This window comes from Achromobacter sp. E1 (assembly GCF_037039475.1).
Taxonomy (GTDB): Bacteria; Pseudomonadota; Gammaproteobacteria; order Burkholderiales; family Burkholderiaceae_B; genus Achromobacter; species Achromobacter mucicolens.
On the sequence record NZ_CP146253.1, the window covers coordinates 1662533 to 1684386 of the forward strand.

29 protein-coding genes and 1 tRNA gene are annotated in these 21854 nt (G+C 65.7%); 21 read left to right on the forward strand and 9 right to left on the reverse strand.

The window, feature by feature from the left end; translation table 11 throughout:
• Positions 1–120: 120 nt before the first annotated feature.
• The 12 genes from V6V88_RS07555 (at position 121) to V6V88_RS07610 (ending at position 10207) form a co-directional block, all read left to right on the forward strand.
• Entirely contained in the window at positions 121–975 is an 855-nt protein-coding gene (locus V6V88_RS07555; protein ID WP_179688668.1) for an IclR family transcriptional regulator, read from the forward strand.
• A gap of 82 nt (positions 976–1057) precedes the next feature.
• Positions 1058–1324 (forward strand): exodeoxyribonuclease VII small subunit, encoded by a 267-nt coding sequence (locus V6V88_RS07560; protein ID WP_056322452.1) that lies wholly within the window; start codon positions 1058–1060, stop codon positions 1322–1324.
• 7 nt (positions 1325–1331) lie between these two features.
• Positions 1332–2243, forward strand: coding sequence for a polyprenyl synthetase family protein (locus V6V88_RS07565; protein ID WP_062838660.1), 912 nt, complete (start codon positions 1332–1334; stop codon positions 2241–2243).
• A 54-nt stretch (positions 2244–2297) separates the two neighbouring features.
• On the forward strand, positions 2298–4160 hold the full coding sequence (gene dxs / locus V6V88_RS07570) for a 1-deoxy-D-xylulose-5-phosphate synthase (RefSeq protein ID WP_062838661.1): 1863 nt from the start codon (positions 2298–2300) through the stop codon (positions 4158–4160).
• A gap of 192 nt (positions 4161–4352) precedes the next feature.
• The gene (gene folE2 / locus V6V88_RS07575) at positions 4353–5150 is read left to right on the forward strand and encodes a GTP cyclohydrolase FolE2 (RefSeq protein WP_142049988.1); all 798 of its coding nucleotides are present in this window, start codon (positions 4353–4355) and stop codon (positions 5148–5150) included.
• Between the two features lie 6 nt (positions 5151–5156).
• Complete coding sequence (locus tag V6V88_RS07580; RefSeq protein WP_152383817.1) at positions 5157–6080, forward strand: DUF817 domain-containing protein; 924 nt, start codon at positions 5157–5159, stop codon at positions 6078–6080.
• 186 nt (positions 6081–6266) lie between these two features.
• Positions 6267–6641, forward strand: a complete 375-nt coding sequence (gene rpsF / locus V6V88_RS07585; RefSeq protein WP_056322467.1) for a 30S ribosomal protein S6 — start codon at positions 6267–6269, stop codon at positions 6639–6641.
• 50 nt (positions 6642–6691) lie between these two features.
• Positions 6692–7015, forward strand: coding sequence for a primosomal replication protein N (gene priB / locus V6V88_RS07590; protein WP_338618687.1), 324 nt, complete (start codon positions 6692–6694; stop codon positions 7013–7015).
• Positions 7016–7114: 99 nt separating this feature from the next.
• Positions 7115–7387, forward strand: a complete 273-nt coding sequence (gene rpsR / locus V6V88_RS07595) for a 30S ribosomal protein S18 (RefSeq protein ID WP_006218308.1) — start codon at positions 7115–7117, stop codon at positions 7385–7387.
• Positions 7388–7401: 14 nt separating this feature from the next.
• Positions 7402–7857: a 50S ribosomal protein L9 gene (gene rplI / locus V6V88_RS07600; RefSeq protein ID WP_056322471.1), complete on the forward strand. Its 456-nt coding sequence runs from the start codon at positions 7402–7404 to the stop codon at positions 7855–7857.
• 131 nt (positions 7858–7988) lie between these two features.
• Entirely contained in the window at positions 7989–8828 is an 840-nt protein-coding gene (locus tag V6V88_RS07605; RefSeq protein WP_223574764.1) for an RIO1 family regulatory kinase/ATPase, read from the forward strand.
• Positions 8825–10207 carry a replicative DNA helicase gene (locus V6V88_RS07610; RefSeq protein WP_056322477.1) on the forward strand — a complete coding sequence of 461 codons (1383 nt, stop codon included), beginning with the start codon at positions 8825–8827 and terminating at the stop codon, positions 10205–10207. The genes V6V88_RS07605 and V6V88_RS07610 overlap by 4 nt, the downstream gene beginning before the upstream one ends.
• A gap of 74 nt (positions 10208–10281) precedes the next feature.
• Here the strand turns inward: V6V88_RS07610 and V6V88_RS07615 are convergent, their stop codons facing one another.
• From V6V88_RS07615 to V6V88_RS07635, 5 genes are all read right to left on the reverse strand, one after another.
• Positions 10282–11259 carry a bile acid:sodium symporter family protein gene (locus V6V88_RS07615; RefSeq protein WP_062838665.1) on the reverse strand — a complete coding sequence of 326 codons (978 nt, stop codon included), beginning with the start codon at positions 11257–11259 and terminating at the stop codon, positions 10282–10284.
• A 138-nt stretch (positions 11260–11397) separates the two neighbouring features.
• Complete coding sequence (pdxA, locus tag V6V88_RS07620; RefSeq protein WP_081100849.1) at positions 11398–12378, reverse strand: 4-hydroxythreonine-4-phosphate dehydrogenase PdxA; 981 nt, start codon at positions 12376–12378, stop codon at positions 11398–11400.
• A gap of 65 nt (positions 12379–12443) precedes the next feature.
• Positions 12444–12752, reverse strand: coding sequence for a hypothetical protein (locus V6V88_RS07625; RefSeq protein ID WP_062838666.1), 309 nt, complete (start codon positions 12750–12752; stop codon positions 12444–12446).
• 83 nt (positions 12753–12835) lie between these two features.
• Positions 12836–13294, reverse strand: coding sequence for an Lrp/AsnC family transcriptional regulator (locus tag V6V88_RS07630; RefSeq protein WP_056322485.1), 459 nt, complete (start codon positions 13292–13294; stop codon positions 12836–12838).
• A 78-nt stretch (positions 13295–13372) separates the two neighbouring features.
• Positions 13373–13978: a hypothetical protein gene (locus V6V88_RS07635; protein ID WP_062838667.1), complete on the reverse strand. Its 606-nt coding sequence runs from the start codon at positions 13976–13978 to the stop codon at positions 13373–13375.
• A gap of 204 nt (positions 13979–14182) precedes the next feature.
• On the opposite strand from V6V88_RS07635, the gene V6V88_RS07640 reads away from it, so the two are divergent.
• The gene (locus V6V88_RS07640; RefSeq protein ID WP_056322490.1) at positions 14183–14428 is read left to right on the forward strand and encodes a hypothetical protein; all 246 of its coding nucleotides are present in this window, start codon (positions 14183–14185) and stop codon (positions 14426–14428) included.
• A gap of 184 nt (positions 14429–14612) precedes the next feature.
• Positions 14613–14885, forward strand: a complete 273-nt coding sequence (locus V6V88_RS07645) for a hypothetical protein (protein ID WP_056322493.1) — start codon at positions 14613–14615, stop codon at positions 14883–14885.
• A 10-nt stretch (positions 14886–14895) separates the two neighbouring features.
• Here V6V88_RS07645 and V6V88_RS07650 read toward each other — a convergent pair whose 3' ends face one another.
• Both V6V88_RS07650 and V6V88_RS07655 read right to left on the reverse strand, forming a co-directional pair.
• The gene (locus tag V6V88_RS07650) at positions 14896–15459 is read right to left on the reverse strand and encodes a DedA family protein (protein WP_223574766.1); all 564 of its coding nucleotides are present in this window, start codon (positions 15457–15459) and stop codon (positions 14896–14898) included.
• Positions 15456–16895: a PLP-dependent aminotransferase family protein gene (locus V6V88_RS07655; protein ID WP_062838669.1), complete on the reverse strand. Its 1440-nt coding sequence runs from the start codon at positions 16893–16895 to the stop codon at positions 15456–15458. The genes V6V88_RS07650 and V6V88_RS07655 overlap by 4 nt, the downstream gene beginning before the upstream one ends.
• A gap of 235 nt (positions 16896–17130) precedes the next feature.
• Here V6V88_RS07655 and V6V88_RS07660 point away from each other — a divergent pair, with 235 nt between their 5' ends.
• The 4 genes from V6V88_RS07660 (at position 17131) to V6V88_RS07675 (ending at position 19642) form a co-directional block, all read left to right on the forward strand.
• Positions 17131–17445, forward strand: a complete 315-nt coding sequence (locus V6V88_RS07660; protein WP_223574768.1) for a hypothetical protein — start codon at positions 17131–17133, stop codon at positions 17443–17445.
• Between the two features lie 20 nt (positions 17446–17465).
• Positions 17466–17542: transfer RNA gene (locus V6V88_RS07665), tRNA-Met, on the forward strand.
• 223 nt (positions 17543–17765) lie between these two features.
• Positions 17766–18110 carry a hypothetical protein gene (locus V6V88_RS07670; RefSeq protein ID WP_056322501.1) on the forward strand — a complete coding sequence of 115 codons (345 nt, stop codon included), beginning with the start codon at positions 17766–17768 and terminating at the stop codon, positions 18108–18110.
• Between the two features lie 296 nt (positions 18111–18406).
• Positions 18407–19642 (forward strand): TIGR03862 family flavoprotein, encoded by a 1236-nt coding sequence (locus V6V88_RS07675; protein WP_338618700.1) that lies wholly within the window; start codon positions 18407–18409, stop codon positions 19640–19642.
• Between the two features lie 37 nt (positions 19643–19679).
• On the opposite strand, the gene V6V88_RS07680 is transcribed toward V6V88_RS07675, so the two are convergent.
• Both V6V88_RS07680 and V6V88_RS07685 read right to left on the reverse strand, forming a co-directional pair.
• A complete protein-coding gene (locus V6V88_RS07680; protein WP_056322507.1) occupies positions 19680–20084 on the reverse strand; it encodes a hypothetical protein in 405 nt (134 codons plus the stop codon).
• A gap of 73 nt (positions 20085–20157) precedes the next feature.
• Entirely contained in the window at positions 20158–20508 is a 351-nt protein-coding gene (locus V6V88_RS07685) for a hypothetical protein (RefSeq protein ID WP_056322508.1), read from the reverse strand.
• Positions 20509–20698: 190 nt separating this feature from the next.
• On the opposite strand from V6V88_RS07685, the gene V6V88_RS07690 reads away from it, so the two are divergent.
• The 3 genes from V6V88_RS07690 (at position 20699) to V6V88_RS07700 (ending at position 21812) form a co-directional block, all read left to right on the forward strand.
• A complete protein-coding gene (locus tag V6V88_RS07690) occupies positions 20699–20833 on the forward strand; it encodes an entericidin A/B family lipoprotein (protein WP_056322511.1) in 135 nt (44 codons plus the stop codon).
• 133 nt (positions 20834–20966) lie between these two features.
• Positions 20967–21398 carry a hypothetical protein gene (locus V6V88_RS07695; RefSeq protein WP_056322513.1) on the forward strand — a complete coding sequence of 144 codons (432 nt, stop codon included), beginning with the start codon at positions 20967–20969 and terminating at the stop codon, positions 21396–21398.
• A 3-nt stretch (positions 21399–21401) separates the two neighbouring features.
• Positions 21402–21812 carry a hypothetical protein gene (locus V6V88_RS07700; protein WP_062838672.1) on the forward strand — a complete coding sequence of 137 codons (411 nt, stop codon included), beginning with the start codon at positions 21402–21404 and terminating at the stop codon, positions 21810–21812.
• Positions 21813–21854: the final 42 nt, after the last annotated feature.

The following is a 21854-nucleotide window of genomic DNA, read 5'->3' on the forward strand; positions in this document are numbered from 1 at the left end:
ATACGCACGCCGGATGCGAACATCGGGCCGCTTGCCAGGTCTCCTTGGATGCTTTAAATTCCGTTATATGGAATTTAATTTTGTCATTCGAAATAAACTATAAAAACGAAGCGTATAGAAATGCAATCATTTTCTGGCGGCAAGCGCGCCGCCCTCCCGCCGTCCAAGCCGGACCAGAAGCTTGAACTGAGCCTGCCCGCGCGCCGCAAGCGCGCCGCCAGCGCAGGAGAAGGCGCCCATTCGCCCGACTTCATCACGGCGCTGGCGCGGGGCCTGGACGTGCTGCGGTGCTTTCGGCACGGCGTGGCCGCGCTGGGCAACCTGGACCTGGCTCGCCTGACGGGCCTGCCCAAGCCCACCATCAGCCGCATCACCTACACGCTCACTGAACTGGGTTACCTGCGCTACCACCCCGACACCGGCAAGTACTCGCCCGGCTATGGCGTGCTGGCGCTGGGATTCGGCCTGCTTGCGGGACTAGAGGTGCGCGAGCTTGCCAAGGCCTCGATGACCGACCTGGCGCGCGAGACCGGTGGCGCCGTGGCCCTGGGCGCCTTCGACGGCGATGCCATGACCTACGTCGAAGCCATCCACGGCTCGTCGGCGCTGTACTTGCGCTTGCCCGTGGGTTACCGCGCCACGTTGGACAGCGCCATGGGGCGCGCCTATCTCGCCAGCCTGCCCGCGGAGGAGTGCGACGCCGTCCTCGCGCGTCTTGACCAGGGCGCCCCAGCCGCCGAGACCATTGCGCGGGCGCGCGCCGAACTCGCGCAAACCGGCTGCTGCTTTGCCATCGGCGAATGGCAGTCCGGCATCAACGCCGTCGCGGTGCCGTTCACGTCGATCACGGGCGAGGGCGTCTTCGTCATGAGCTGCGGCGGACCGGCCAGCCTGCTTGAGGCCTCGCACCTTCGCGACCGTGTGGCCCCGGCGCTCCTGGCTACCGTGGCAGGCCTGGCGGGGGCGCCGGCCTAGCGCGCGGGGCGCTTGCGGGCCGCGCTTGGCTATCTCGTACAATTCACGGATTAATCCACCCCCTAGTGCCCCGGAGGCCCGTTTGGCCAAACCCACTCAAGCTGATCCGCAGAACGACGATCGTCCCTTGCCCCAGGATTTCGAAACGGCGCTGGCCGAACTGGAATCGCTGGTCGCGGCCATGGAAGACGGATCGTTGCCGCTCGAGCAGTCGCTGGCTGCCTACCGGCGCGGTGTGGCGCTCACACGGGTTTGCCAGGAACGACTGGCCCAGGCTGAGCAGCAGGTCAAGGTTCTCGAGGGCGGCCTGCTCCGGCCGCTGGATCCCGCGGCGCTGGACGACGAATAAGAAGCCGATGAAGCAAATTCAACTCGCTTTTCCCGAGTGGTTGCAAGGCCGTGCGCTGCATGTCGAAGACGTGCTCGACGACCTGCTGCCGCCGGCGGACCTGGCGCCTGCCCGTTTGCACGAAGCCATGCGCTACGCCGTGCTTGGCGGCGGCAAGCGCGTGCGGGCCGCCTTGGTCTATGCCGCCGGCCAGGCCTGCCCCGTCAGTGGCAGCGTGCTGGCCATCGAGGCCTCGCTGGACCGCGCGGCGGCCGCCGTCGAACTGATCCACGCCTACTCGCTGATCCATGACGATCTGCCCTGCATGGACGACGACACGCTTCGCCGCGGCCGGCCCACCACGCACGTGCAGTTCGACGAAGCCACCGCCATGCTGGCGGGCGACGCGTTGCAGCCGCTGGCGTTCGAGCTGGTCGCCTCCATGCCGATCGCCCCGGCGCTGATCGTCCAGGCCACCCAGTCGTTGGCGCGCGCCGCCGGCAGCCGTGGCATGGCGGGCGGGCAGGCCATCGATCTGTTCAGCGTCGGCCGCGCACTGTCGCGCGACGAACTTCAGACAATGCACGGCATGAAGACCGGCGCGATGCTGGCGTGCAGCGTGGCGTTGGGCGGCATCGTCGCGGGCGCCAGTTCTGCATCGCGCCAGGCGCTGGATGCCTACGCGCAGGCCATGGGCCTGGCTTTCCAGGTGGTCGACGACATTCTGGACGTCACCGCTGACAGCGCCAGCCTGGGCAAGACGCCCGGCAAGGACGCCGCCGAAAACAAACCCACCTATGTTTCCCTGCTGGGCCTTGAAGAGGCGCGGGCCTTTGCCGAGGAACTGCGCGTGACGGCGCTGGCCGCCCTGGCGCCGCTGGGCGACGCGGGCGGGCGCCTGGCCCAGCTTGCCGACTTCATCGTTCTTCGAGACCGCTGATCCGAGATCAGCCCGGCCTTCCTGGTAGGCCGGGCCAACGAACCCCATACAAGCATGACGACAGATTTACTGGACCGCATTCAATCGCCGGCTGACCTCAAGCGCCTGGATCGTCGCGAACTGAAAAAGCTCGCCGACGAACTGCGTGGCTTCGTGCTGGAGTCGGTATCCAAAACGGGCGGTCACCTGTCGTCCAACCTGGGCACCGTCGAACTCACGCTGGCGCTGCATCAGGTGTTCGACACGCCGCATGACCGCATCGTCTGGGACGTCGGCCATCAGTCCTATCCGCACAAGATCCTGACGGGGCGCCGGGCCGGCATGGCCAAGCTGCGCCAGCAGGGCGGCATCTCCGGTTTCCCCAAGCGCAGCGAATCCGAATACGACGCCTTCGGCACCGCGCACTCGTCCACGTCGATCTCGGCGGCACTGGGCATGGCGGTCGCCTCGCGCAATGCGGGCGTGCAGCGCCAGCACATCGCGGTGATCGGCGACGGCGCCATGTCGGCCGGCATGGCGTTCGAGGCCATGAACAACGCGGGCGTCACGCCCGGCATCAACCTGCTGGTGATCCTGAACGACAACGACATGTCGATCTCGCCGCCGGTGGGGGCGCTGAACCGTTATCTGGCGCGCCTGATGTCCGGACGCTTTTACGCCACGGCCAAGAATGTGGGCCGTGCGGTGCTGCAGCATGTGCCCCCCGTGCTGGAGCTGGCGCGCCGCTTCGAGGAACACGCCAAGGGCATGGTCACGCCCGCCACGCTGTTCGAGGAATTCGGCTTCAACTACGTCGGCCCCATCGACGGCCACGACCTGGACGCGCTGGTCCCCACGCTGCAGAACCTGAAAGCCCTGGAGGGCCTGCAGTTCCTGCACGTCGTCACGCGCAAGGGCCAGGGCTACAAACTGGCCGAAGCCGACCCGGTGCTCTATCACGGTCCCGGCAAGTTCGATCCGGCCGTCGGCATCCTGCAGTCCAAGGCGCCGGGCAAGCGCACCTTCACGCAGGTGTTCGGCAAGTGGCTGTGCGACACGGCCCAAGAGGACGCGCGTCTGGTGGCCGTCACGCCGGCCATGCGCGAAGGCAGTGGCCTGGTCGAATTCGAACAACGCTTTCCGCAGCGGTATTTCGACGTGGGCATCGCCGAACAGCATGCCGTCACGTTCGCGGCCGGCGTGGCGTGCGAGGGCCAGAAGCCCGTCGTCGCCATCTACTCCACCTTCATGCAGCGCGGCTACGACCAGTTCATCCATGATGTCGCCCTGCAAAACCTGGACGTGACCTTCGCCCTGGACCGCGCCGGCATCGTGGGCGCCGACGGCGCCACGCACGCGGGCAACTACGACATCGCGTTCCTGCGCTGCGTGCCCAACATGGTGGTGGCCACGCCCTCCGACGAAAACGAAACCCGTCTGCTCCTGTCCACCTGTTATCAGTACCCGGGTCCGGCGTCGGTGCGCTATCCGCGCGGCGCGGGCTGCGGCGCGGCGGAAGCCGAAGCCCTGGATACCGTTGAACTGGGCAAGGGCATCGTGCGGCGCGAAGGCAAGAAGATCGCCATCCTGGGTTTTGGCACGCTGGTGCAGGCAGCGCTGGGCGCCGCCGGCAAGCTCGATGCCACCGTGGCCGACATGCGTTTCGTCAAGCCGATCGACCGCGACCTGATTCTGGATCTCGCGAGCCGCCACGACGCGCTCGTCACCGTGGAAGACGCCTGCATCATGGGCGGCGCGGGCAGCGCGGTGCTGGAAGTGCTGAGCGCGGCCGGCGTGCTGATCCCGGTGCTGCAACTGGGCCTGCCGGACGAATTCATCGACCACGGCGAACAATCGGCCTTGCTGGCCGGCCTGGGCCTGGACGCCGCGGGCATCGAGCAGTCGATCCGCGCGCGTTACGCCAGCCTGCTGGCCTGAGCCGGCTTCATGCTTGCGGCCGAGGGCGCGCGCCTTCAGCCGCAAGGATGAAACACACTGTTCCGGCCCCTCGGGCATGCGGGCCACAGGGTTACCGCTCCTGATCGCCTGCGGGTGGGCGATAATTAGCCCCTTTCAAGACAACTGGGCGGGTCGCTCCACGGCGCACCGGGCCCGGACAGGTAAGCCGAAATGAATTCTCCGATCGACCCCGCCATCGTGATGCCCGACGTCCAGAGCGCCACGGACACGCGGCATATCCCGATCCAGCGCGTCGGCATCCGCGGCGTGCGTCACCCCATGCTGGTCCAAAGCGGCGACGGCTCGGCGCAAGGCACGGTCGCCAACTGGACGCTGACCGTGGCCCTGCCGCCCGAAGAAAAGGGCACGCACATGTCCCGCTTCGTGGCCCTGCTCGAAAAATACCGCAGCACGCCCATGACGCCGGCGCTGTTCCGCACCATGGCGGCCGACATGCTGCCGCTCTTGCATGCCGAGCGCGGCGACATTACGGCTTCGTTCCCTTACTTCATCAACAAGTCCGCGCCGATCTCCGGCGTGCAGAGCCTGCTCGACTACGAGGTCCAGTGGATCGCGCGCGCACAGGCCGACCGGGTCGAGTTCGAGCTCGTGGTGCAGGTGCCCGTCACCAGCCTGTGCCCGTGTTCCAAGGCCATCTCCGAGTACGGCGCGCACAACCAGCGTTCGCACGTTACGGTCTCGGCCATCCTGAACGAAGACATCTCGATGGACGGCGTGATCCGCCTGATCGAAGACGAAGGCTCCTGCGAACTGTGGGGCCTGCTCAAGCGCCCCGACGAAAAGTTCGTCACCGAGCGCGCCTACGACAACCCCAAGTTCGTCGAAGACCTGGTGCGCGACGTGGCCGCCCGCCTGAACGCCCACCCCGGCATCGCGCGCTATCGCGTCGAAGCCGAGAACTTCGAGTCCATCCACAACCACTCGGCATACGCCGTCGTCGAAGGCTGAGCGCCAATGCGCCATCCGGCGGCCAGCGACTGGCCGCTCATTGCAGGCCTGCAGCAATGGGAAGCGCGGCTGGCCAGCAATCTGGCCAGCCGGGGCCGCCTTGGCGTGGCGCTGTACGAGTTCTTCCGCTTTGGCGTGAAACAGGCGTGGGCCTGCCTTTTTGGCGGCCTGATGTGCGCGCTGCTGTTAGGTACGCACTGGTGGTATCCCAAGGATGCCGCCCTGGCGCGCTACGACTTCCTGACGCTGGCGGCGCTGGGCATCCAGGCCGCGTTGCTTGCGCTGCGCATGGAAACCTGGAGCGAGGCCCGCGTTATCCTGATGTTCCATGTGGTCGGCACCTGCATGGAAATCTTCAAGACCGCCGCCGGCTCGTGGATCTATCCCGAGGCGAGCGTGCTGCGCATTGGCGGCGTGCCGCTCTTTACGGGCTTCATGTATGCCGCGGTGGGCAGCTATCTTGCCCGTGTGTGGCGCCTTTTCGACTTTCGCTTTCGGGCGCATCCGCCGCTGGCCGCGACGGTGGCGCTGTCGGTGCTGATCTACCTGAATTTCTTCGCGCACCATTACGTCTGGGACTTCCGGTGGGCGCTGTTCGCGATGACGGCCATGCTGTTCGCGCGCACGTGGGTGTATTTCCGCATCTGGCAGGTCTACCGGCGCATGCCGCTCCTCTTGGGCTTCGTGCTGGTGGCGCTGTTCATCTGGTTCGCCGAGAACATCGGCACCTTCGCCAATGCGTGGCGCTATCCCAACCAGTCGCACGTGTGGCAGGTGGTGTCCATCGCCAAGCTGGGGTCCTGGTTCCTGCTGATGATCATCAGCTACGTCATGGTCAGCGCCGTGAACCGGCCGCGGCCCATTGGCCAGTCCGATCTGCCCGCCGCCGACGGGCAGGCCTCTGCCGGTAACGCGTCCCTTATTTCCTGAGCTTTCATCGGCTTGCACGGGATCGCTCAATCGGTGATAATCGAGAGCTTTCTTGCTCGACCTCCCATGGTTTTTGGGTAGCGGGCTGCCCCTTGCGGCGATCGTCGATGATCCTTGATCCACCCATGATGGAAAGCGCGGGTGCAAGACGAACTGCCAGCAAGACATCCTCAAGGAGTTTTACCCATGCGTCACTACGAAGTAGTGTTTATCGTTCACCCCGACCAAAGCGAGCAAGTGCCCGCCATGGTCGAGCGTTACCAAGCACTGGTCACGGGCCAAGGCGGCTCGATCCATCGCCTGGAAGACTGGGGCCGCCGTCAACTGGCCTACCCGATCCAGAAGCTCGTCAAGGCTCACTACGTCTGCCTGAACATCGAGTGCGGCCAAGCCACGCTGGATGAGCTGGAACACTCGTTCCGCTACAACGACGCCGTGCTGCGCCACCTGGTCATCAAGACCAAGAAGGCCCAGACCACCCCGTCGATCATGATGAAGTCGGTCGAGCGCGAAGAAGCCCGCAAGGCTTCGGCGGAAGCTGCCCCGGCTCAGGCCGAGTAAGCACGCTCACGCAGAGCTCAACGCAACAAGTCCCCTCGGTACCAGGCAGGATGAACAAGCTGGAACTCAGCGCACGCGTTCTCGAATGCGAGCCTTTGCGCCACACGCCCGCCGGTCTGCCAGCACTCGAAATGCTGCTGGCGCACGAGTCGGAGGTCATCGAAGCCGGCCACCCGCGCCGTGTCGAACTGACGATCGCCGCCGTGGCACTGGGAGATCTGGCGCTGCTGTTGAAGGCCACCGCGTTAGGGTCCGAATTGCTGGTGCAGGGGTTTTTGGCTCCCACCCGCAAGGACTCGGTGAAGATCAAGCTGCATCTGCAGCAGGCACGCAAGATCAAGGCAAGCGCCGGACGCGATCCGCAGGTGGCTTGAAGCGAATGAGACCCAGGGTGCGAGAGCGCCTTCTGAATACGGATAGGTTATGGGGAAGTGGGCAATGACCCAGTCCCCTCAAACATAAAGGCACATATCATGGCTTTCTTCGGAAAACGCAAAGAAAAACGCAAATTCACGCAGCAGAACCCGCTCTTCAAGCGTCGTAAGTTCTGCCGCTTCACCGCAGCCGGCGTCGAAGAGATCGACTACAAGGATCTGGACACCCTGCGCGACTTCGTGCAAGAAAACGGCAAGATCATCCCGGCTCGCCTGACCGGCACCAAGGCAATCTACCAGCGCCAGCTGGACACCGCCATCAAGCGCGCGCGCTTCCTGGCTCTGTTGCCTTACACCGACAACCACAACTAATCCGGGGCACTGAAATGCAAGTTATTCTGCTCGAAAAAGTCGTCAACCTGGGCAACCTGGGTGAAGTCGTGCGCGTGCGTGATGGCTACGCCCGCAACTTCCTGATTCCCCAGAAGAAGGCCCGTCGCGCAACCGACGCCGCCCTGAAGGAATTCGAAGCCCGCCGCGCCGAACTGGAAAAGGCCCAGGCTGAAAAGCTGGCCGCTTCCCAAGCACTGGGCGAGCGCATGAACGGCTACCAGCTCAAGATCGTTCAGAAGGCCGGCGTCGACGGCCGTCTGTTCGGTTCGGTCACCAACGCCGACATCGCCGAAGGTCTGAAGAAGGCTTCGTTCGAAGCCGTCGAAAAGGCTCAGGTCCGTCTGCCCAATGGCCAGCTCAAGGCCATCGGCGAGTACCCGGTCCAGGTCGCCCTGCACGCCGACGTCGTGGTCGACATCACGGTGCTGGTCGAAGGCGAACTGTCCTGATCCGGCAGTCGCGGTAAAAAGAAGCCGGCCCGCGTGCCGGCTTTTTTTCTTTTCGCGGCAATGGGCCCATTTTCTGCTGAAGGGTGCGTGGCCCCACACCCTCGCTGTACGCTGTCATTACCGAGGACCTCTTGACTCATCCGCCTGTCCACCACAACGCCCCGCCCGGATTGCGAGCCTGGCTCGACAGCGTGGATGCGTCGCGTGAACCTTCGGTGCGCGATGTGACGATAGATGGCGTGCGCTGCATCATCAAGCGGCGCCGGCCCGGCATCCTGCAGGGCGTGAGCTATGTCCTGCGCTACGTGCGCGCCTTGTTCCTCGCCGTGGGCTGCAAGGTGTTCCTGGGCGAGTTTCCGCGCCCCAGCGTGCTGCTGCGCAATGGCCTGGCCCACGAAGGGCAGCGTCTGGCGCAGTTGCTGCAAGCCGGGGCCCGTGTCCCCGAAGTCTGGTGGCGCGAGCAGAACCTGCTTGTGCTGGAGTTCGTGGGCGAAGACCTGGCCGATCTCATCCGCAACGAAGACTCCACCTCGCGCCTGTGGCTCACGCGCGCCGCCGCGGCCGACCTGGCCGCTTTCCATGTGCGCGGCATGTGGCATGGCGGGGCGCAGATCCGCAACGTGACGTTGCGCGACGGCGAGATCTGGCGGATCGACTTCGAGGAAAACATCGGCGCGACGCTGTCCCGGCCGCTTGCGCAAGCGTACGACCTGTTCCAGATGCTGGCCTCGCTGGTCTCCTTGCGTAAACTCGAAGACGACGACGCCAGGTCGCTGGGCAAGTTGGCGCTGGACGTCTACCTGGAGAGCAATCCGGATCCCGAAGTGCGCATCCGCTTGAGGCGGCTGGCGCGCGTGCTGTGCGGCATCGCCATGCCCCTGCGCCCGGTCCTCGCCCGTTTTCCCTCGCGCGATATCCAAGGGTTTTTCCGCGTCGCGGATATCCTGCAGCCGTTACTATTGAAGCCATGAACACACCCGCCGATTCCCAGCTCGAGTACCTGCGCGTCCCCCCCCATTCCATCGAGGCCGAGCAGTCGGTCCTGGGCGGACTGCTGCTGGACAACGCCGCATGGGACCGCATCGCGGACGTGCTCCTCGAAGAAGACTTCTACCGGCACGACCACCGGCTGATCTGGCACCACATCGCTCGCCTGATCGGTCTGGCGCGCCCGGCCGACGTCATCACCGTGCACGAATCCCTCGTCAGCGCGGGCAAGGCCGAAGAGTCCGGCGGGCTGGCGTACCTGAACGCGTTGGCGCACAACACGCCGTCGGCCGCCAACATCCGCCGCTACGGCGAGATCGTGCGCGAGCGCGCCATGCTGCGCAAGCTGGTGTCCATTGCCGACGAAATCTCCTCGGCCGCCATGAACCCGCAGGGCAAGGAAGCGCGCCAACTGCTGGACGAGGCCGAGTCCAAGGTGTTCAAGATCGCCCAGGAAGGCGCGCGCGGCGCCGCGGGCTTCCAGGAGATCCAGCCGCTCTTGACCCAGGTGGTCGAGCGCATCGACGAGCTCTATCACCGCGAGAGCACGTCCGACGTGACGGGCGTGCCCACGGGCTTTACCGACCTGGACAAGATGACGTCCGGCATGCAGGGCGGCGACCTCATCATCGTGGCGGGACGCCCGTCGATGGGCAAGACCTCGTTCTCCATGAACATCGGCGAACACGTCGCCATCGAAGAGGGCCTGCCAGTGGCGGTGTTCTCCATGGAAATGGGCGCGGTTCAGCTCGCCATGCGTATGCTGGGTTCCGTGGGGCTGCTGGACCAGCACCGCATGCGTACCGGCAAGCTGATCGCCGAAGACTGGCCGCGCGTCACCCACGCCGTGCAGCTCATGCAGGACGCGCAGGTTTACATCGACGAATCGCCCGCGCTCAGCCCGATGGAAGTGCGCGCCCGCGCACGCCGTCTGGCGCGCCAGTGCGGACAGCTCGGCCTCATCATCATCGACTACCTGCAGCTCATGTCGGGCAACGGCTCCGGTGAGAACCGCGCCACCGAAGTGTCGGAAATCAGCCGCTCGCTCAAGGGTCTGGCCAAGGAACTGAACTGCCCGCTGATCGCGCTGTCGCAGCTGAACCGAAGCCTGGAGCAGCGCCCCAACAAGCGTCCCGTGATGAGCGACCTGCGTGAATCGGGCGCTATCGAACAGGACGCGGACGTGATCCTGTTCATCTATCGCGACGAGGTCTACAACCCGGATTCGCCGGACAAGGGCACGGCCGAGATCATCATCGGCAAGCAGCGTAACGGTCCCATCGGCACGGTGCGGCTGACGTTCCAGGGCTCCAGCACGCGCTTCCTGAACTTCTCCGGCGCGCAGCCGCGGGACATGTACTGATCCTGGCAACCGCCGCCGTCCAATAAAAAAACCGCGCTGTGTGCAAAGCGCGGTTTTTTCATTCTGGACAGCGATCAGTGCTGCGCATCCGGCCGCTTGCCGTAGCGGGCCGCCAGCACGCCGCAGACCATCAGCTGGATCTGATGAAACAGCATCAGCGGCAGCACCACCGCACCCACGGCGTGGCCGGCGAACAGCACCTGAGCCATCGGAATGCCGCTGGCCAGGCTCTTTTTCGAGCCGCAGAAAAGCAGCGTGATGCGGTCTTCGATGCTGAATCCGAAGATCCGGCCGGCCAGGGCCGACAGGCCCAGCGCCAGTGCCAGGATCACGCAGCAGCATACGACCAGGCCAACCAGCGCGGGGATGGGAGTGCTGCTCCACAGCCCTTCGTTGATGGCTTCGGAAAATGCCGTGTAGACCACCAGCAGGATCGAGCCCTGGTCCACGAACTTGAGCATGGCCTTGCGCTTGTGGACCCAGGCGCCGATCCAGCGCCGCGCGAACTGGCCCAGCACGAACGGCAGCAGCAGTTGCAGCATGATCTTGCCGACCGCATCGAACGAGATCGGCGCGCTGCCGGCGTTGGCCACGACCGTGCCAACCAGCAGGGGCGTGAGAAAGATGCCAAGCAGGCTCGACGCCGACGCGCTGCACACGGCGGCCGGGACGTTGCCGCGCGCCATGGACGTGAACGCGATGGCCGATTGCACGGTGGCCGGCAGGCAGCACAGGAACAGGATGCCCAGATACAACTCGGGCGTGACCAGCGGCTCGAGCACCGGCTGCAGCGCCAACCCCAGCAGCGGGAACATCAGGAACGTCGCCGAGAAGATGGTCAGATGCAGCTTCCAGTGCGTCAGGCCTGCGATGATGGCCTCACGGGAAAGGCGCGCCCCGTGCAGGAAGAACAGCAGGCCCACGGCCACGTTGGTGATCCAGCCGAACACGACCACGCCTTGCCCGTGCGCGGGCAGGAAACTGGCGATGATGACGGTGCAGATCAGGTAGAGGGTGAAGCGGTCAGGCAGGAGTCGAACGAGGCGGGACATGGGAAGGGAGGGAAGAACGGAAAGCGGTGGCGCAGGGCGCCGGAAACGGGGCGTATTGTAGACCCGGCGCGCGGCCGGGCCGTGGCGCGGCCGCGCGAATCGTCCGCGCGCTGAGGCAACCGGCGGCTTTTTACGCGCTCAGGGCGTCATCGCGAGTGCGAGGTCGAAGGCCGCGACCAGGGATGCATGGTCGGCCAGACCCTTGCCCGCGATGTCGAACGCGGTGCCGTGGTCAACGCTGGTGCGCACGAAGGGCAGTCCGACGGTGACGTTCACGCCATGATCCAGGCCCAAGTACTTGACCGGGATGAGGCCCTGGTCATGGTATTGCGCCACGACGATGTCGAATTCGCCGCGGCGGGCGCGCATGAAAACGGTGTCGCCCGGCCAGGGGCCGCTGGCATCGATGCCTTCGGCGCGGGCGGCGGCGATGGCCGGCTCGATGATGTCCACGTCTTCGCGGCCGAACTTGCCGCCTTCGCCTGCGTGCGGATTCAGTCCCGCGACGGCGACGCGCGGCTGCGCGATTCCCATCTGGCGGCAGGCGTCGTGCGCAAGGCGCATCGCAGTCAGTTCGGATTCCGGGGTGATGCGCGCCATGACATCGGCCAGCGCGACGTGGATCGTCACCAGCAGCACGCGCAGCTCATCATTGGCCAGCATCATCGCGAAATTCTGCGTGCCGGAGCGGTCGGCCAGGATTTCGGTGTGGCCCGGAAAATCGATGCCAGCCTCGTGCATGGACTTCTTGTTCAGCGGCGCGGTGACGATGGCGCGGATGCGTCCGGCGAGCGCATCGTCGATGGCGGCGCAGACGTAATCGTACGCCGCGCGGCCGGCCAGCGCGCTGACCTGTCCCAACGGCAGGTCCGCCGGCAGGGCGAGGCTGCACGCCGCCACCTGGATGCAGCCCGCATCGGGCCGAGCCTGGCCGACGCCGGCGATTTCGACGATGTCCAGGCGGGCGCCAAGCTGCGCGGCCGCCCGGCGCAGCGCACCCGCGTCGCCATACACCACACAGGGCGCGCCCAAACCCTGCGCGCAGGCCTTGACGACGATTTCGGGACCGATGCCGGCGGCATCGCCCATGGTGATGCCCACGGGCAGAAGAGTGTTCACGATGCAGGCAGAGAGAGGGGGAATGCGGAAATGCTACACCCGAAGCCGGACGGCGCCGTGGGTATCTACTGGGCGGCGGGCTTGGGCGGATCGATCGGCGCGCATTCGAAGGTGACCGTCGCGCGCTTGGAGCCCAGCCCGGTGGCGTGGTTGGACGTCACGCTGGGCTTGACCAGCTTTCGGCCAAGCGACTGGCAGTATTCGTCCGCGCGCTCCAATGTCTTGATCTTGATCTCGACCCAGCTCAGCAGTTGCGTGCCGGAGCTGTAGGTGACGCTGTATTGGTCTTTTTCGAGGGACTTGACCTCGCTCATGCTGGAACACGCGGTCAACAGGACGAGGAGGGCGGCGGCAGGGGCAAGGCGAGCAAGCATGAAAAATCCAGGATTCGCGACAGGCCCCCATTACACCACCATGTTGCGCCCGCCGGAAAGGCAGTCCGGGCAAAGGCCGCCGGTCAGGGCGCGGCGACCGCGCTGCGCCGGTCGACCTTGCGGCTGAGCACGATCGAGGTCTGGGTCTGCTTGACGCCGTCGATGAGCCCGATGCGGTCCAGCAGCGCGTCCAACTGCTCATGGGTCTCGCAGCGCAGGAAGATCAGGTAATCGTAGGGGCCGCTGACGGAAGACACCTCTTCGACCTCGGGCATCTTTTCCAGCTCGCGGATCACGGCCGCCGGCGTCTTGGGCAGCACGCTGATGAAGCAGTAGGCCCGCACCGCTGCCTCTTCCAGCAGCCGGCCCAGGCGCACGCCATAGCCCGCGACGATGCGCTCGCGCTCGAGCCGCGCGATGCGCGCCACCACGGTGGTTCGCGCCAGGCCAAGCTTGCGCGCGAGGATGGCGGCCGGTTCGCGCGCATTGGCCTGCAGCAGGCTCAGCAGTTGCCGGTCGATGGCGTCGAGTCGTTCGTTCATGCGGTGGGCGATGGCGTCGGGCGGATGGCGAAGTGGCGACGGTACAGGCGCCGGCCTGCCCGCGTCAATGCGGCGGGGTTAGCCGTCGGACTCGGGCGGAATGCCGCCGTGATAGATGCGGCCGTCGAACTCGAAGCGCGTGATCGTTTTCTGGGCTGCGTCGAAGATGCGGTCGCGGCTGGCGTCGTCCAGGCCATCGTGGTCCGCGAAACTGAAGCGGCACAGGTCGATGTCGCTGTCATAGAACGCGCTGTGCACGAAACGGCTGACATCCGCCTCATGGGCGAAATGCGCGAATTCACGCAGTTGCTCCATTTCGTGGAACGAGCCGTTGCGGCTGACCAGCAGCATGCCGAACTTGCGCTCTTCGTCCGCCATGGGTTCGGGCGGCGTCGGCGCGTCGCCAGCGTGCGGATCCTGGCAATCGAAGTGCGCGCCGGCCTCGCGCATGGCGGCCAGCACGCGCTGCCATTCGGACTCCTGCAGCGTCAGGCGCGCCATCATGTAGAACAGCCGCTGCCGGCCCAGCGTGCGCGGCTCGGCGCCGCCGACATAACTGGGCCAGGGCGTCGATGCGTCCAGCCCGGCCAGCTCGGCCATCTTGCCATCGCTGTAGCCCAGCCTGTCCTGCAGCCGTTGCAGCGACTGGGCGCTGGGCGGGACGTAATTCTGGATCGTTTTCATGAGCGCGCTCCGGTTGTGCCGGGCGTCTGAAGGCAGCGCCGGCGGCGTGCGCCGCGGTGCCCTTGCGGCTACGCTTCATGCTAGCGCCGACCCTCGTGCTTGCCTAGCCGCGGCAGGGGGGACGCCACTTGCGGCCCCGGCCCGACGCGCGCGGGCGCCATGCTAGGATTTGCGCCAAATTTCATTGCCAGGAGGCTTTACATCATGGATATCCAGGAACAGATCGCCGTCGTCGTGCACACCATCTCGCATCAGGGCGGTCGCATCGATGCGCTCAATGCCACGCTGCTGTCGGTGCTGCAATTGGTGAAGAGTTCGCCGGGGCTGCGCGAGGCCATCGAGGCGCAGCTTGAACAGAACTACTCCAGCCTGCTTGCGCGCTCGGAGAACCCGCAATACGTCGCGGGTTTCGAAAGCGTGCGCGACATGGTCGTGACTGCCTTGAAGTGATGTGCGCGGCGGCAGTTACCCACAAGTTCTGTGGACAAGCCTTGGGATAGTGCGGGCATAGATGCCCAAATTCCTTTAATTACAACGGCTTGCGAGGAGCGGTCAAAAGCGGCTCCCTGGCGCATGCGCGGTGCGCAGCCAGACTGCCGCCACGACGGGCCAAGCCCGGGTAATATGCGGCCCCATGCGGAATCAGTATTCATTGGAAGGCCGGAGCCACGCCCTCGCGGCGCGCGTTTCGGAAGCGGCAAAGCTGGCGGCGTTCGACCCCGGCAAGCTTTCCCCCGAGGCGAGGGAAAGCTGGGAGCGCATGGGCCACGGCTTCAAGGCGTGGCATGACTTCGATCAGCGCCACCCGATCCTGCGCCGCCTTGCGCGGCTGCCGATCATCGGCGCCCTGTACCGCAAGGCGCGCCGCCGCCATGTGCAGCGGGCCAGCGGCAAGCTGGTCTTCTGAGCGCCGGCCGCTATCTGCGGCGGCGCGCATGGAGCCGATAGGCCAGCCACACCAGCACGCCTAGCGCCGCCGCGACCGCCAGCTTGGTTTCCACGCCGTGCAGGCGGCCAAGCAGCGCCTCGATCGTCCGTCCGAACACGAAGCCCAGCAAACTGAAGCAGACCGCCCAGATCATGGCCGCGATGGCGTTCAACACCAGGTAGCGCAGGGCCGGCACCTTGGATATGCCGAGCGCCACGGGGCCGACCGTGCGCAAGCCATACAGAAAGCGCAGTGCCAGGATGAAACCGTTGGGATACCGGTCGATGGCCGACAGCGCCCTGTGGAACGCCGGCTTGGCGCGTATGCGCTGCACGTAGCGGTGGTCCCGGTAGCGGCGTCCCACGTAGAACAGCACCTGATCTGCCATGAACGAGCCAGCGAACGCGCAGAGCGTGACGTAGGGCAGGTGGAACAGTCCCTGGTGCGCCAGGAAGCCCGCAAACACCACCACGCTTTCGCCTTCCAGGAAGGTTCCGCCCAGCACGGCCCACAGGCCGTAGTCCGCGATGAATTGATGCAGTGCCGCGTTCATCCTGTCCTTTCTTCAACGATGCGCGCGAGCGCCACCAGTGCGTGTGAGACTTCCGGGGTGATGCGTTGCCCGCAACTGATACGCAGGAAGTGGTCGTAGCGGGCGCCATTCGAAAACATGGCGCCGGGCGCCACGCGTATGCCTTGCCGCAATCCGGTCTCGAAGACGTCCATGCCGGACACGCCCGCGGGCATTTCCACCCAGAGCAGCATGCCGCCTTGCGGCACGCTCAGCCGCGTGCCGCGCGGGAAGTGCGCGGCGATGGCCTCGGCGGTCAGGTCGCGCTGTGTCTTCAACTCGCGGCGCAGCCGGGCCAGGTGGCGGTCGTAGGCGCGCGAGCCCATGAACTCCGCCACTGCGATCTGGGCCAGCGGTTCGTTGGGGCGGCTTTGCGCGAACTTGAGCATGGCGATCCGGGCTTTCCAGCGGCCGCCCAGCAGCCAGCCCAGCCGCATGCCCGGCGCCAGCGTCTTGTGCATCGAAGAGCAATAGATGACGTTGCCGGTGGCATCCCAGGATTTGGCGGCCGCCAGCGGCGTGTCGTCGTCGGTCAGGGCGCCGTAGGTGTCGTCCTCGATGAGCGGCACCTGTTGGCGCTCGCACAGGGCCACAAGCCGCGCCTTGTGCGCGTCGGGCATCACGCAGCCCAACGGATTCTGGAAGTTCGGCACCACAACCACGGCGCGGATGTTGCCGTGGGTCTGGAAGGCCAGGTCCAAGGCTTCGATCGACAATCCATGCTGCGGGCTGGTGGGGATCTCGAGCGCGCGCATTCCCAGGCTTTCCAGGATCTGCAGCAAGCCAAAGTAGGCGGGCGACTCCACCGCGATGGTGTCCCCGGGCCGGGCGACGGCGCGCAGCGCCAGATTCAGGGCTTCGATGCACCCATGCGTGACGATGACATCGTCCGGCGTCGCGTTGATGCCATTGGCCAGCGCCCGGCGGGCCAGCACCCCGCGCAGGTCGGGATGCCCTTGGGGCGGCACCGGGCTGACCAGCACCTCGGGCGATTGCCGCAGCGCCCGCGTCATTGCCTGCTTGAGCGCCTCCATGGGATACGCCTGCGGCACGGCCGCAGCCAGGGCGAAGTTGGCGCTGACAGGATGGGCCTCGCACTTGGCGATGAAGTCCGAGACGCGATCGTGGATGCCGACATACTGCGCCGCGCCGAGCGTCTGGCGGATGTCCGGCTCGGACACGGGTGGAATGCTGTTGCGGCGGGGTTTGAGGACAAAGTAGCCGGAGCGGGGGCGGGCCTCGATGAGGCCATCGTCCTCGAGTTGGCGGCAGGCCTGCAGGGCCGTGGACAGGCTGACATGATGCGTGCGCACCAGCGTGCGGACGGACGGCATGCGCTGCGCGGGGGCAAGCACGCCGGTCTGGATGGCGCGCCGGTAGTGGTTGGCCAGGCGAAGGTACAGCGGTTGGGGTTCCATGCGCCGATCTTGCTCCCCTGCGTTGGGCCGTGGGTAGGCACAGATGAAGGCAAAGTACACCATAACAGCGACAAAATCGAGCCTCTGCATCGGTACAGAAAGCCGAATTGTGTGGCTGTTGCGCAAAGCAGGGCGCGCGTAGCCTGTCATGGTGCTTCTGGAGATCATCATGACCCCGCAATCCACCCCCGACTTGCCAGGCCAGCGCCTGGATCTTCCCGCCGGCGCCAGCCGGATGTTCGTGCTGCGCGCAGGCGCCGCCGTCGTTTGCACTGAAGGCAGCGTGCGCGTCGAAGAGGGCGCAAACGGCCTGGAAGCCGCGAACGGTCTGCATCGCGTCGTTCCGGTTCGCCTGAACGCAGGGGAGGTTCACGGCGTGACCTACGGGGGCGCGGTGCGCGTGATCGCGCTGGGCGGCGCACAGGTGATATGCCTGGATGCCGAAGGCCGTTTGCCTTCGGCCCTGCGCCGGGCAGCGGGCTTTTTTCATCGTTTCGTGTCGAAAAACGGAAACATTCGCCTGGGTGCGCTGCACAAGATTTCAAAATGATGTATGATTCACACATCAGACGCGGGGTGGAGCAGTCTGGCAGCTCGTCGGGCTCATAACCCGAAGGTCGTAGGTTCAAATCCTGCCCCCGCAACCAGTTTCAAGCAGTACCCGGTCTTGCAAGCGGCGCGTTTTACATGCCCCGGCAAGTCCACAGCAAAAAAGCCGCGACGCCGTCGCGGCTTTTTTTCGTCTGCCGATTGCGCTGGGTCATGCCGCGCGTGCGTTCGGAGTTTCCCCGATAGCCGCGCCCGGACACGGCCGCCACCCTGCGCTACCATGGGTCACGCGCGCTACATTGCCGCACAAAAGGAGTGTCCATGGGAACCGCAAAATACGATCATCCCGGCTACGTTGCTGATACGGGCGCTGAGGGCAAGTACCACGTGGGCATCTGGTGCCCGCACGGGTATCCCGCCCACATCCATATCGGCCGTCCGGCCGACCGCGGCGATCCCCATGCCTTGCTGAGACTGCGCATTCCCGACGGCGTCTTCCAGTCGCTGCCGGACGACCCCGAAACCCTGTGCCGCCGCGCGTTGGGGCAGGCGCTGGATGCCGGGCTGCTGCGCACGGTCGCCGTCGATGGCGAGTACCAGGAACTGCGTTTCCAGCTGGATGCCGAGCCCTGGTCCGGCCCGATGCAGGCGGCCGAGCGCGCCTGATTCTTGCCTGAATCGCCGCGGCAGTTACCCACAGGGATTGTGGAAAACCCTTGGGATAGCTGCTGCGTATATGCAATTTCTCTAGCAAAAACATGGGCTTGGCGGCGGCGGTCAAGAAGTGGCCGCCGTTGCGCTTTCCGGGCGGTCAAAGCGGGCGATCCCGTAGCCAGCCGGCGCAGCCATGAGACAATCTGCGTCCCCACGGCCCGACGTCCGAACGTCATCTTCGTCCCGGTTTTCTCCCGCATGCGTTCCGCTTTTCCCCTTCCGCGTCCTGTCACCAAGGCGACGGCGCCATGAGCCTGTCCGCCAAACGCGTTGCCATCATCGGGGGCGGCCCGGCCGGCCTGATGGCCGCCGAAAAGCTTAGCGAAGCGGGGGCGCAGGTCGACGTGTTCGACGCCATGCCCTCGGTGGGACGCAAATTCCTGATGGCGGGACGGGGCGGCCTGAACTTGACGCACAGCGAGCCCGCCGAGCCCTTTCTTGCCCGCTACGGCGATCGCGCCCCTTTCGTGCAGCCGTGGCTGCAGAAGATGGGCGCCGCCGCGCTACGCGAGTGGGCTCACGCGTTGGGCATCCAGACCTTCGTGGGTTCATCGGGTCGAGTGTTTCCCCAGGAGATGAAGGCCGCGCCGCTTTTGCGCGCGTGGCTAGCCCGGCTGCGCGGACAGGGCGTTCGCTTTCACATGCGGCACCGCTGGCTCGGCTGGCGCGGCGGCAAGCCCGGTGTGGACGCGTTGCGCTTCGAGACGCCCGCCGGCCAGACGCAGCATGCGGCGGATGCCGTCGTGCTGGCGCTGGGCGGCGGCAGTTGGGCCAAGCTGGGATCCGATGGCGCCTGGGTGCCGGATCTCCAGTCGCACGGTGTGCCGGTTGCGGCATTGCGGCCCGCCAATTGCGGGTTCGACGTCGCATGGTCCGATCACTTCCGCAGCCGCTTTGCCGGTCAGCCCGTCAAGTCGGTGTCCATGGCCTGCGGCGGACTTCGCCGCCAGGGCGAGTTCGTCATATCGGAAACCGGGATCGAAGGCAGCCTCGTCTATGCCTTGTCGGCCCCCCTGCGGGACCGGATCGACACCGGCGGCAGCGCCGTGGCCCTGCTGGACCTTGCGCCGGACTGGCCTCACGAGAAGGTGATGGCCGCAGTGACGCATCCGCGCGGCGCGCGCTCGATGTCGAGCCACTTGCAAAGCCGCCTGGGGCTGACGGGCGTGAAGGCGGGCTTGCTCAGAGAGTGCGCCAGTGCCGACGACTTCAAGGATCCGGAGCGGCTGGGCCAGCGAATCAAGGCCTTGCCCTTGACGCTCCTGCGGCCTCGTCCGATCGACGAAGCGATCAGCACCGCGGGCGGGGTGGCATTCGACGGGTTGACGGCCGGGTTGATGCTGAAAGCCGTGCCCGGCGTTTTTTGCGTGGGGGAAATGCTGGATTGGGAAGCGCCGACAGGCGGCTACCTCTTGACGGCCTGCATGGCCAGCGGCATGGCCGGCGCGGCGGGCGTCATGGAATTCCTGAATCCGCAATCCTGAACCGGCAGTCCTCTGCGGACTGCCTGGCAAGCGGCGATCAGGAGCCCGTCGTGTGCGGGGCCATGCCGACCGGCGCGCGAGGCGCCAGATCGCCGACCACGTGGCCAACCACGGGCGGGCCGCCCTCGGGCTGCGAGATGATGCCGATCACGCGGGTGATGGCGCTGGCGGGAATGGTCGTGCCGTGCGCGGGATCCTGCACCAGTTGCCAGATCGTGGCGTTGCCCATGCCGGTGTCGCCTTCGGTCAGGTCCAGGTTGTCCAGGCAGTTACGCGCAAAGGATGACCAGTCGGAAGCATTGCAGGGCAGGCCATGAGACGTGGCGAGCCGGGCCAGGGCCAGCGGCGCGTCGGCCTGGCTGGCGGCATGCTGAGCGGCGGTGCCCAGTGTTACGTCCAGGGAAAGCAGGCGGAGAAACTCAACAACGTTGTCCGTGCTCATCTTGTGGTCTCCTTCCTTTGGGGGCTGCTCTGTTCGATCGCCGGGGGCGCCAGTTTCCGGGGAGTCATCCCGGTCACTGTCCCAGCATCGACACCAGCGACTGCTTCAGACGCGGCGAAAAAATCGGCACCGTGTGCGATACGCCGCTGCGGTCGATGCCTTCCTTGAGTTGAACTGACTGCCCCTGGAATATATCCGGGGCAGCGGAAATTTCGTTGTACCGCGCCAGCAGCTCATTGACCTGGGCCTGCGCGTCTGCAAGCGTGCTGCTGTCAGCCAGCTTGCCCGCGGCATGCGCCTGCAAAATGCGATGCAGATCGTCGATGAACAGCGCCAATGCGGCCTGCCCACGGCATTGAGGCTGTTGCCAGCCCCAGCCTTGCGGACCGGCGCCAGCGGGTTGCGATGCTTGTGTCTTCGTCATGTGCGCATCCTAATCCATTGGCGGCAAATACGCGACAGCCGAGAATGCCTCGCAAATGTCACCGGCGCGTAAGGGTGGTGACGGTTTCTTGGCAGCGTTGTTACAGGTGGCGCGCTCGTGTCACGCAAAAAACGGGGCCTTTGAGGTATGCTGGGTTTCGTTTTTTCCATGCCCAGACAGGAGATGTCTTATGAAGAACAGAGTCTTTCTCGTCATGATGCTTTCGATTGCTGCGCTGACGGCCGGGTGCAATACCGTCGCCGGGGCCGGTAAGGATATCCAGCGAGGCGGGGAAAAGATCGAGGGGGCCGCGGAAAAGCGGTAGTGCGTCTGGCTCGCCGCCGTTCGGGCGGCGCAAGGCCACGCGAGAAGTGCCACGAGATTGGCATTTCCAGCGTGGCCTTTTTGCTGCCGCTGGCATAATCGCGGAAGTCCGAATAGCAATGGCGGGAAGAATCATGCGCAAGTCTGTATGGGTGGGTGTCGCGTTGGCGGCTACGTTGGCCGGATGCGCCAGCACCGGCGTCTACGAGTCGGAAACCGCAAAGAAAGAAACCTTCAGCGTCGACACCAACTACCAGGCGGCCTTCCGCCGCGCCGGCGAATACGTGCGCACCTGCCACACGCAGGTCAGCCATCCGTACGGCGTCTCCTATGCCTGGCGCCACACGCTGGGGCAGAAGGGCGCGCCGGACGAGATCCAGCTCTACAAGGTCGGTCAGCCCGCGACGGTGCTGGAATTGATTTCCGCGGAACCCGCAGGCCCTGCCAACGCCAAGGTGACCGTGACGGTCCTGGGCGAGGGCCGGTGGGACGAAGCCGAAATCGCGGCGGCGCGCAAGTCGATCCAGAGCGCGACGCCGATCTGCCGTAGCGCCAGCGGCGGCTGATACATGGATCCCCGCGCCCAGCAGATCCGTGCCAACGGCCTGTCGTTCGCGCTGCTGGCAGGCGCGTTCCGGTTCCTGGGGTGGCTGAACGGCGCGGCCGCCCTCGTCCTGGTGGGTTTTTCGCTGGGCATCGTGGGCGGGGACATTGCCGCACCCGATCTCCAGATTCCCCTCATCCTTTTTCTGGGCGGCCTCATGCTGGCGTGCCTGGGTGTGGCGTTTGCCTACCTTGCGCAGGTCAGCCTGTTGCGGCAAGGCTACAACGGCCATCTGACGCGCGGCCATTGGCCGGCGCAGTTGCTGGCGCTACTTTGCTATGTGGCCAGCGCGCTGGCATTCTGCGGCGCCTGCTGGTTTGCGGCGTCGCAGGCAGTGACGGACGCCCCAAAGGCGGCGGCTTACGCGCAGCGTTAAAACGCGGGTAAACCCGTATGCGCAAAAATATTGGACTTGTGT

Bases quoted from the DNA above. Each gene is read 5' to 3' on its own strand.
- V6V88_RS07555 (WP_179688668.1), top strand. From the start codon at position 121: ATGCAATCATTTTCTGGCGGCAAGCGCGCCGCCCTCCCGCCGTCCAAG.
- V6V88_RS07565 (WP_062838660.1), top strand. From the start codon at position 1,332: ATGAAGCAAATTCAACTCGCTTTTCCCGAGTGGTTGCAAGGCCGTGCG.
- dxs (WP_062838661.1), top strand. From the start codon at position 2,298: ATGACGACAGATTTACTGGACCGCATTCAATCGCCGGCTGACCTCAAG.
- folE2 (WP_142049988.1), top strand. From the start codon at position 4,353: ATGAATTCTCCGATCGACCCCGCCATCGTGATGCCCGACGTCCAGAGC.
- V6V88_RS07580 (WP_152383817.1), top strand. From the start codon at position 5,157: ATGCGCCATCCGGCGGCCAGCGACTGGCCGCTCATTGCAGGCCTGCAG.
- rpsF (WP_056322467.1), top strand. From the start codon at position 6,267: ATGCGTCACTACGAAGTAGTGTTTATCGTTCACCCCGACCAAAGCGAG.
- priB (WP_338618687.1), top strand. From the start codon at position 6,692: ATGAACAAGCTGGAACTCAGCGCACGCGTTCTCGAATGCGAGCCTTTG.
- rpsR (WP_006218308.1), top strand. From the start codon at position 7,115: ATGGCTTTCTTCGGAAAACGCAAAGAAAAACGCAAATTCACGCAGCAG.
- rplI (WP_056322471.1), top strand. From the start codon at position 7,402: ATGCAAGTTATTCTGCTCGAAAAAGTCGTCAACCTGGGCAACCTGGGT.
- V6V88_RS07610 (WP_056322477.1), top strand. From the start codon at position 8,825: ATGAACACACCCGCCGATTCCCAGCTCGAGTACCTGCGCGTCCCCCCC.
- V6V88_RS07615 (WP_062838665.1), bottom strand. From the start codon at position 11,259: ATGTCCCGCCTCGTTCGACTCCTGCCTGACCGCTTCACCCTCTACCTG.
- V6V88_RS07625 (WP_062838666.1), bottom strand. From the start codon at position 12,752: ATGCTTGCTCGCCTTGCCCCTGCCGCCGCCCTCCTCGTCCTGTTGACC.
- V6V88_RS07630 (WP_056322485.1), bottom strand. From the start codon at position 13,294: ATGAACGAACGACTCGACGCCATCGACCGGCAACTGCTGAGCCTGCTG.
- V6V88_RS07635 (WP_062838667.1), bottom strand. From the start codon at position 13,978: ATGAAAACGATCCAGAATTACGTCCCGCCCAGCGCCCAGTCGCTGCAA.
- V6V88_RS07640 (WP_056322490.1), top strand. From the start codon at position 14,183: ATGGATATCCAGGAACAGATCGCCGTCGTCGTGCACACCATCTCGCAT.
- V6V88_RS07645 (WP_056322493.1), top strand. From the start codon at position 14,613: ATGCGGAATCAGTATTCATTGGAAGGCCGGAGCCACGCCCTCGCGGCG.
- V6V88_RS07650 (WP_223574766.1), bottom strand. From the start codon at position 15,459: ATGAACGCGGCACTGCATCAATTCATCGCGGACTACGGCCTGTGGGCC.
- V6V88_RS07655 (WP_062838669.1), bottom strand. From the start codon at position 16,895: ATGGAACCCCAACCGCTGTACCTTCGCCTGGCCAACCACTACCGGCGC.
- V6V88_RS07660 (WP_223574768.1), top strand. From the start codon at position 17,131: ATGTTCGTGCTGCGCGCAGGCGCCGCCGTCGTTTGCACTGAAGGCAGC.
- V6V88_RS07670 (WP_056322501.1), top strand. From the start codon at position 17,766: ATGGGAACCGCAAAATACGATCATCCCGGCTACGTTGCTGATACGGGC.
- V6V88_RS07675 (WP_338618700.1), top strand. From the start codon at position 18,407: ATGAGCCTGTCCGCCAAACGCGTTGCCATCATCGGGGGCGGCCCGGCC.
- V6V88_RS07680 (WP_056322507.1), bottom strand. From the start codon at position 20,084: ATGAGCACGGACAACGTTGTTGAGTTTCTCCGCCTGCTTTCCCTGGAC.
- V6V88_RS07685 (WP_056322508.1), bottom strand. From the start codon at position 20,508: ATGACGAAGACACAAGCATCGCAACCCGCTGGCGCCGGTCCGCAAGGC.
- V6V88_RS07690 (WP_056322511.1), top strand. From the start codon at position 20,699: ATGAAGAACAGAGTCTTTCTCGTCATGATGCTTTCGATTGCTGCGCTG.
- V6V88_RS07695 (WP_056322513.1), top strand. From the start codon at position 20,967: ATGCGCAAGTCTGTATGGGTGGGTGTCGCGTTGGCGGCTACGTTGGCC.
- V6V88_RS07700 (WP_062838672.1), top strand. From the start codon at position 21,402: ATGGATCCCCGCGCCCAGCAGATCCGTGCCAACGGCCTGTCGTTCGCG.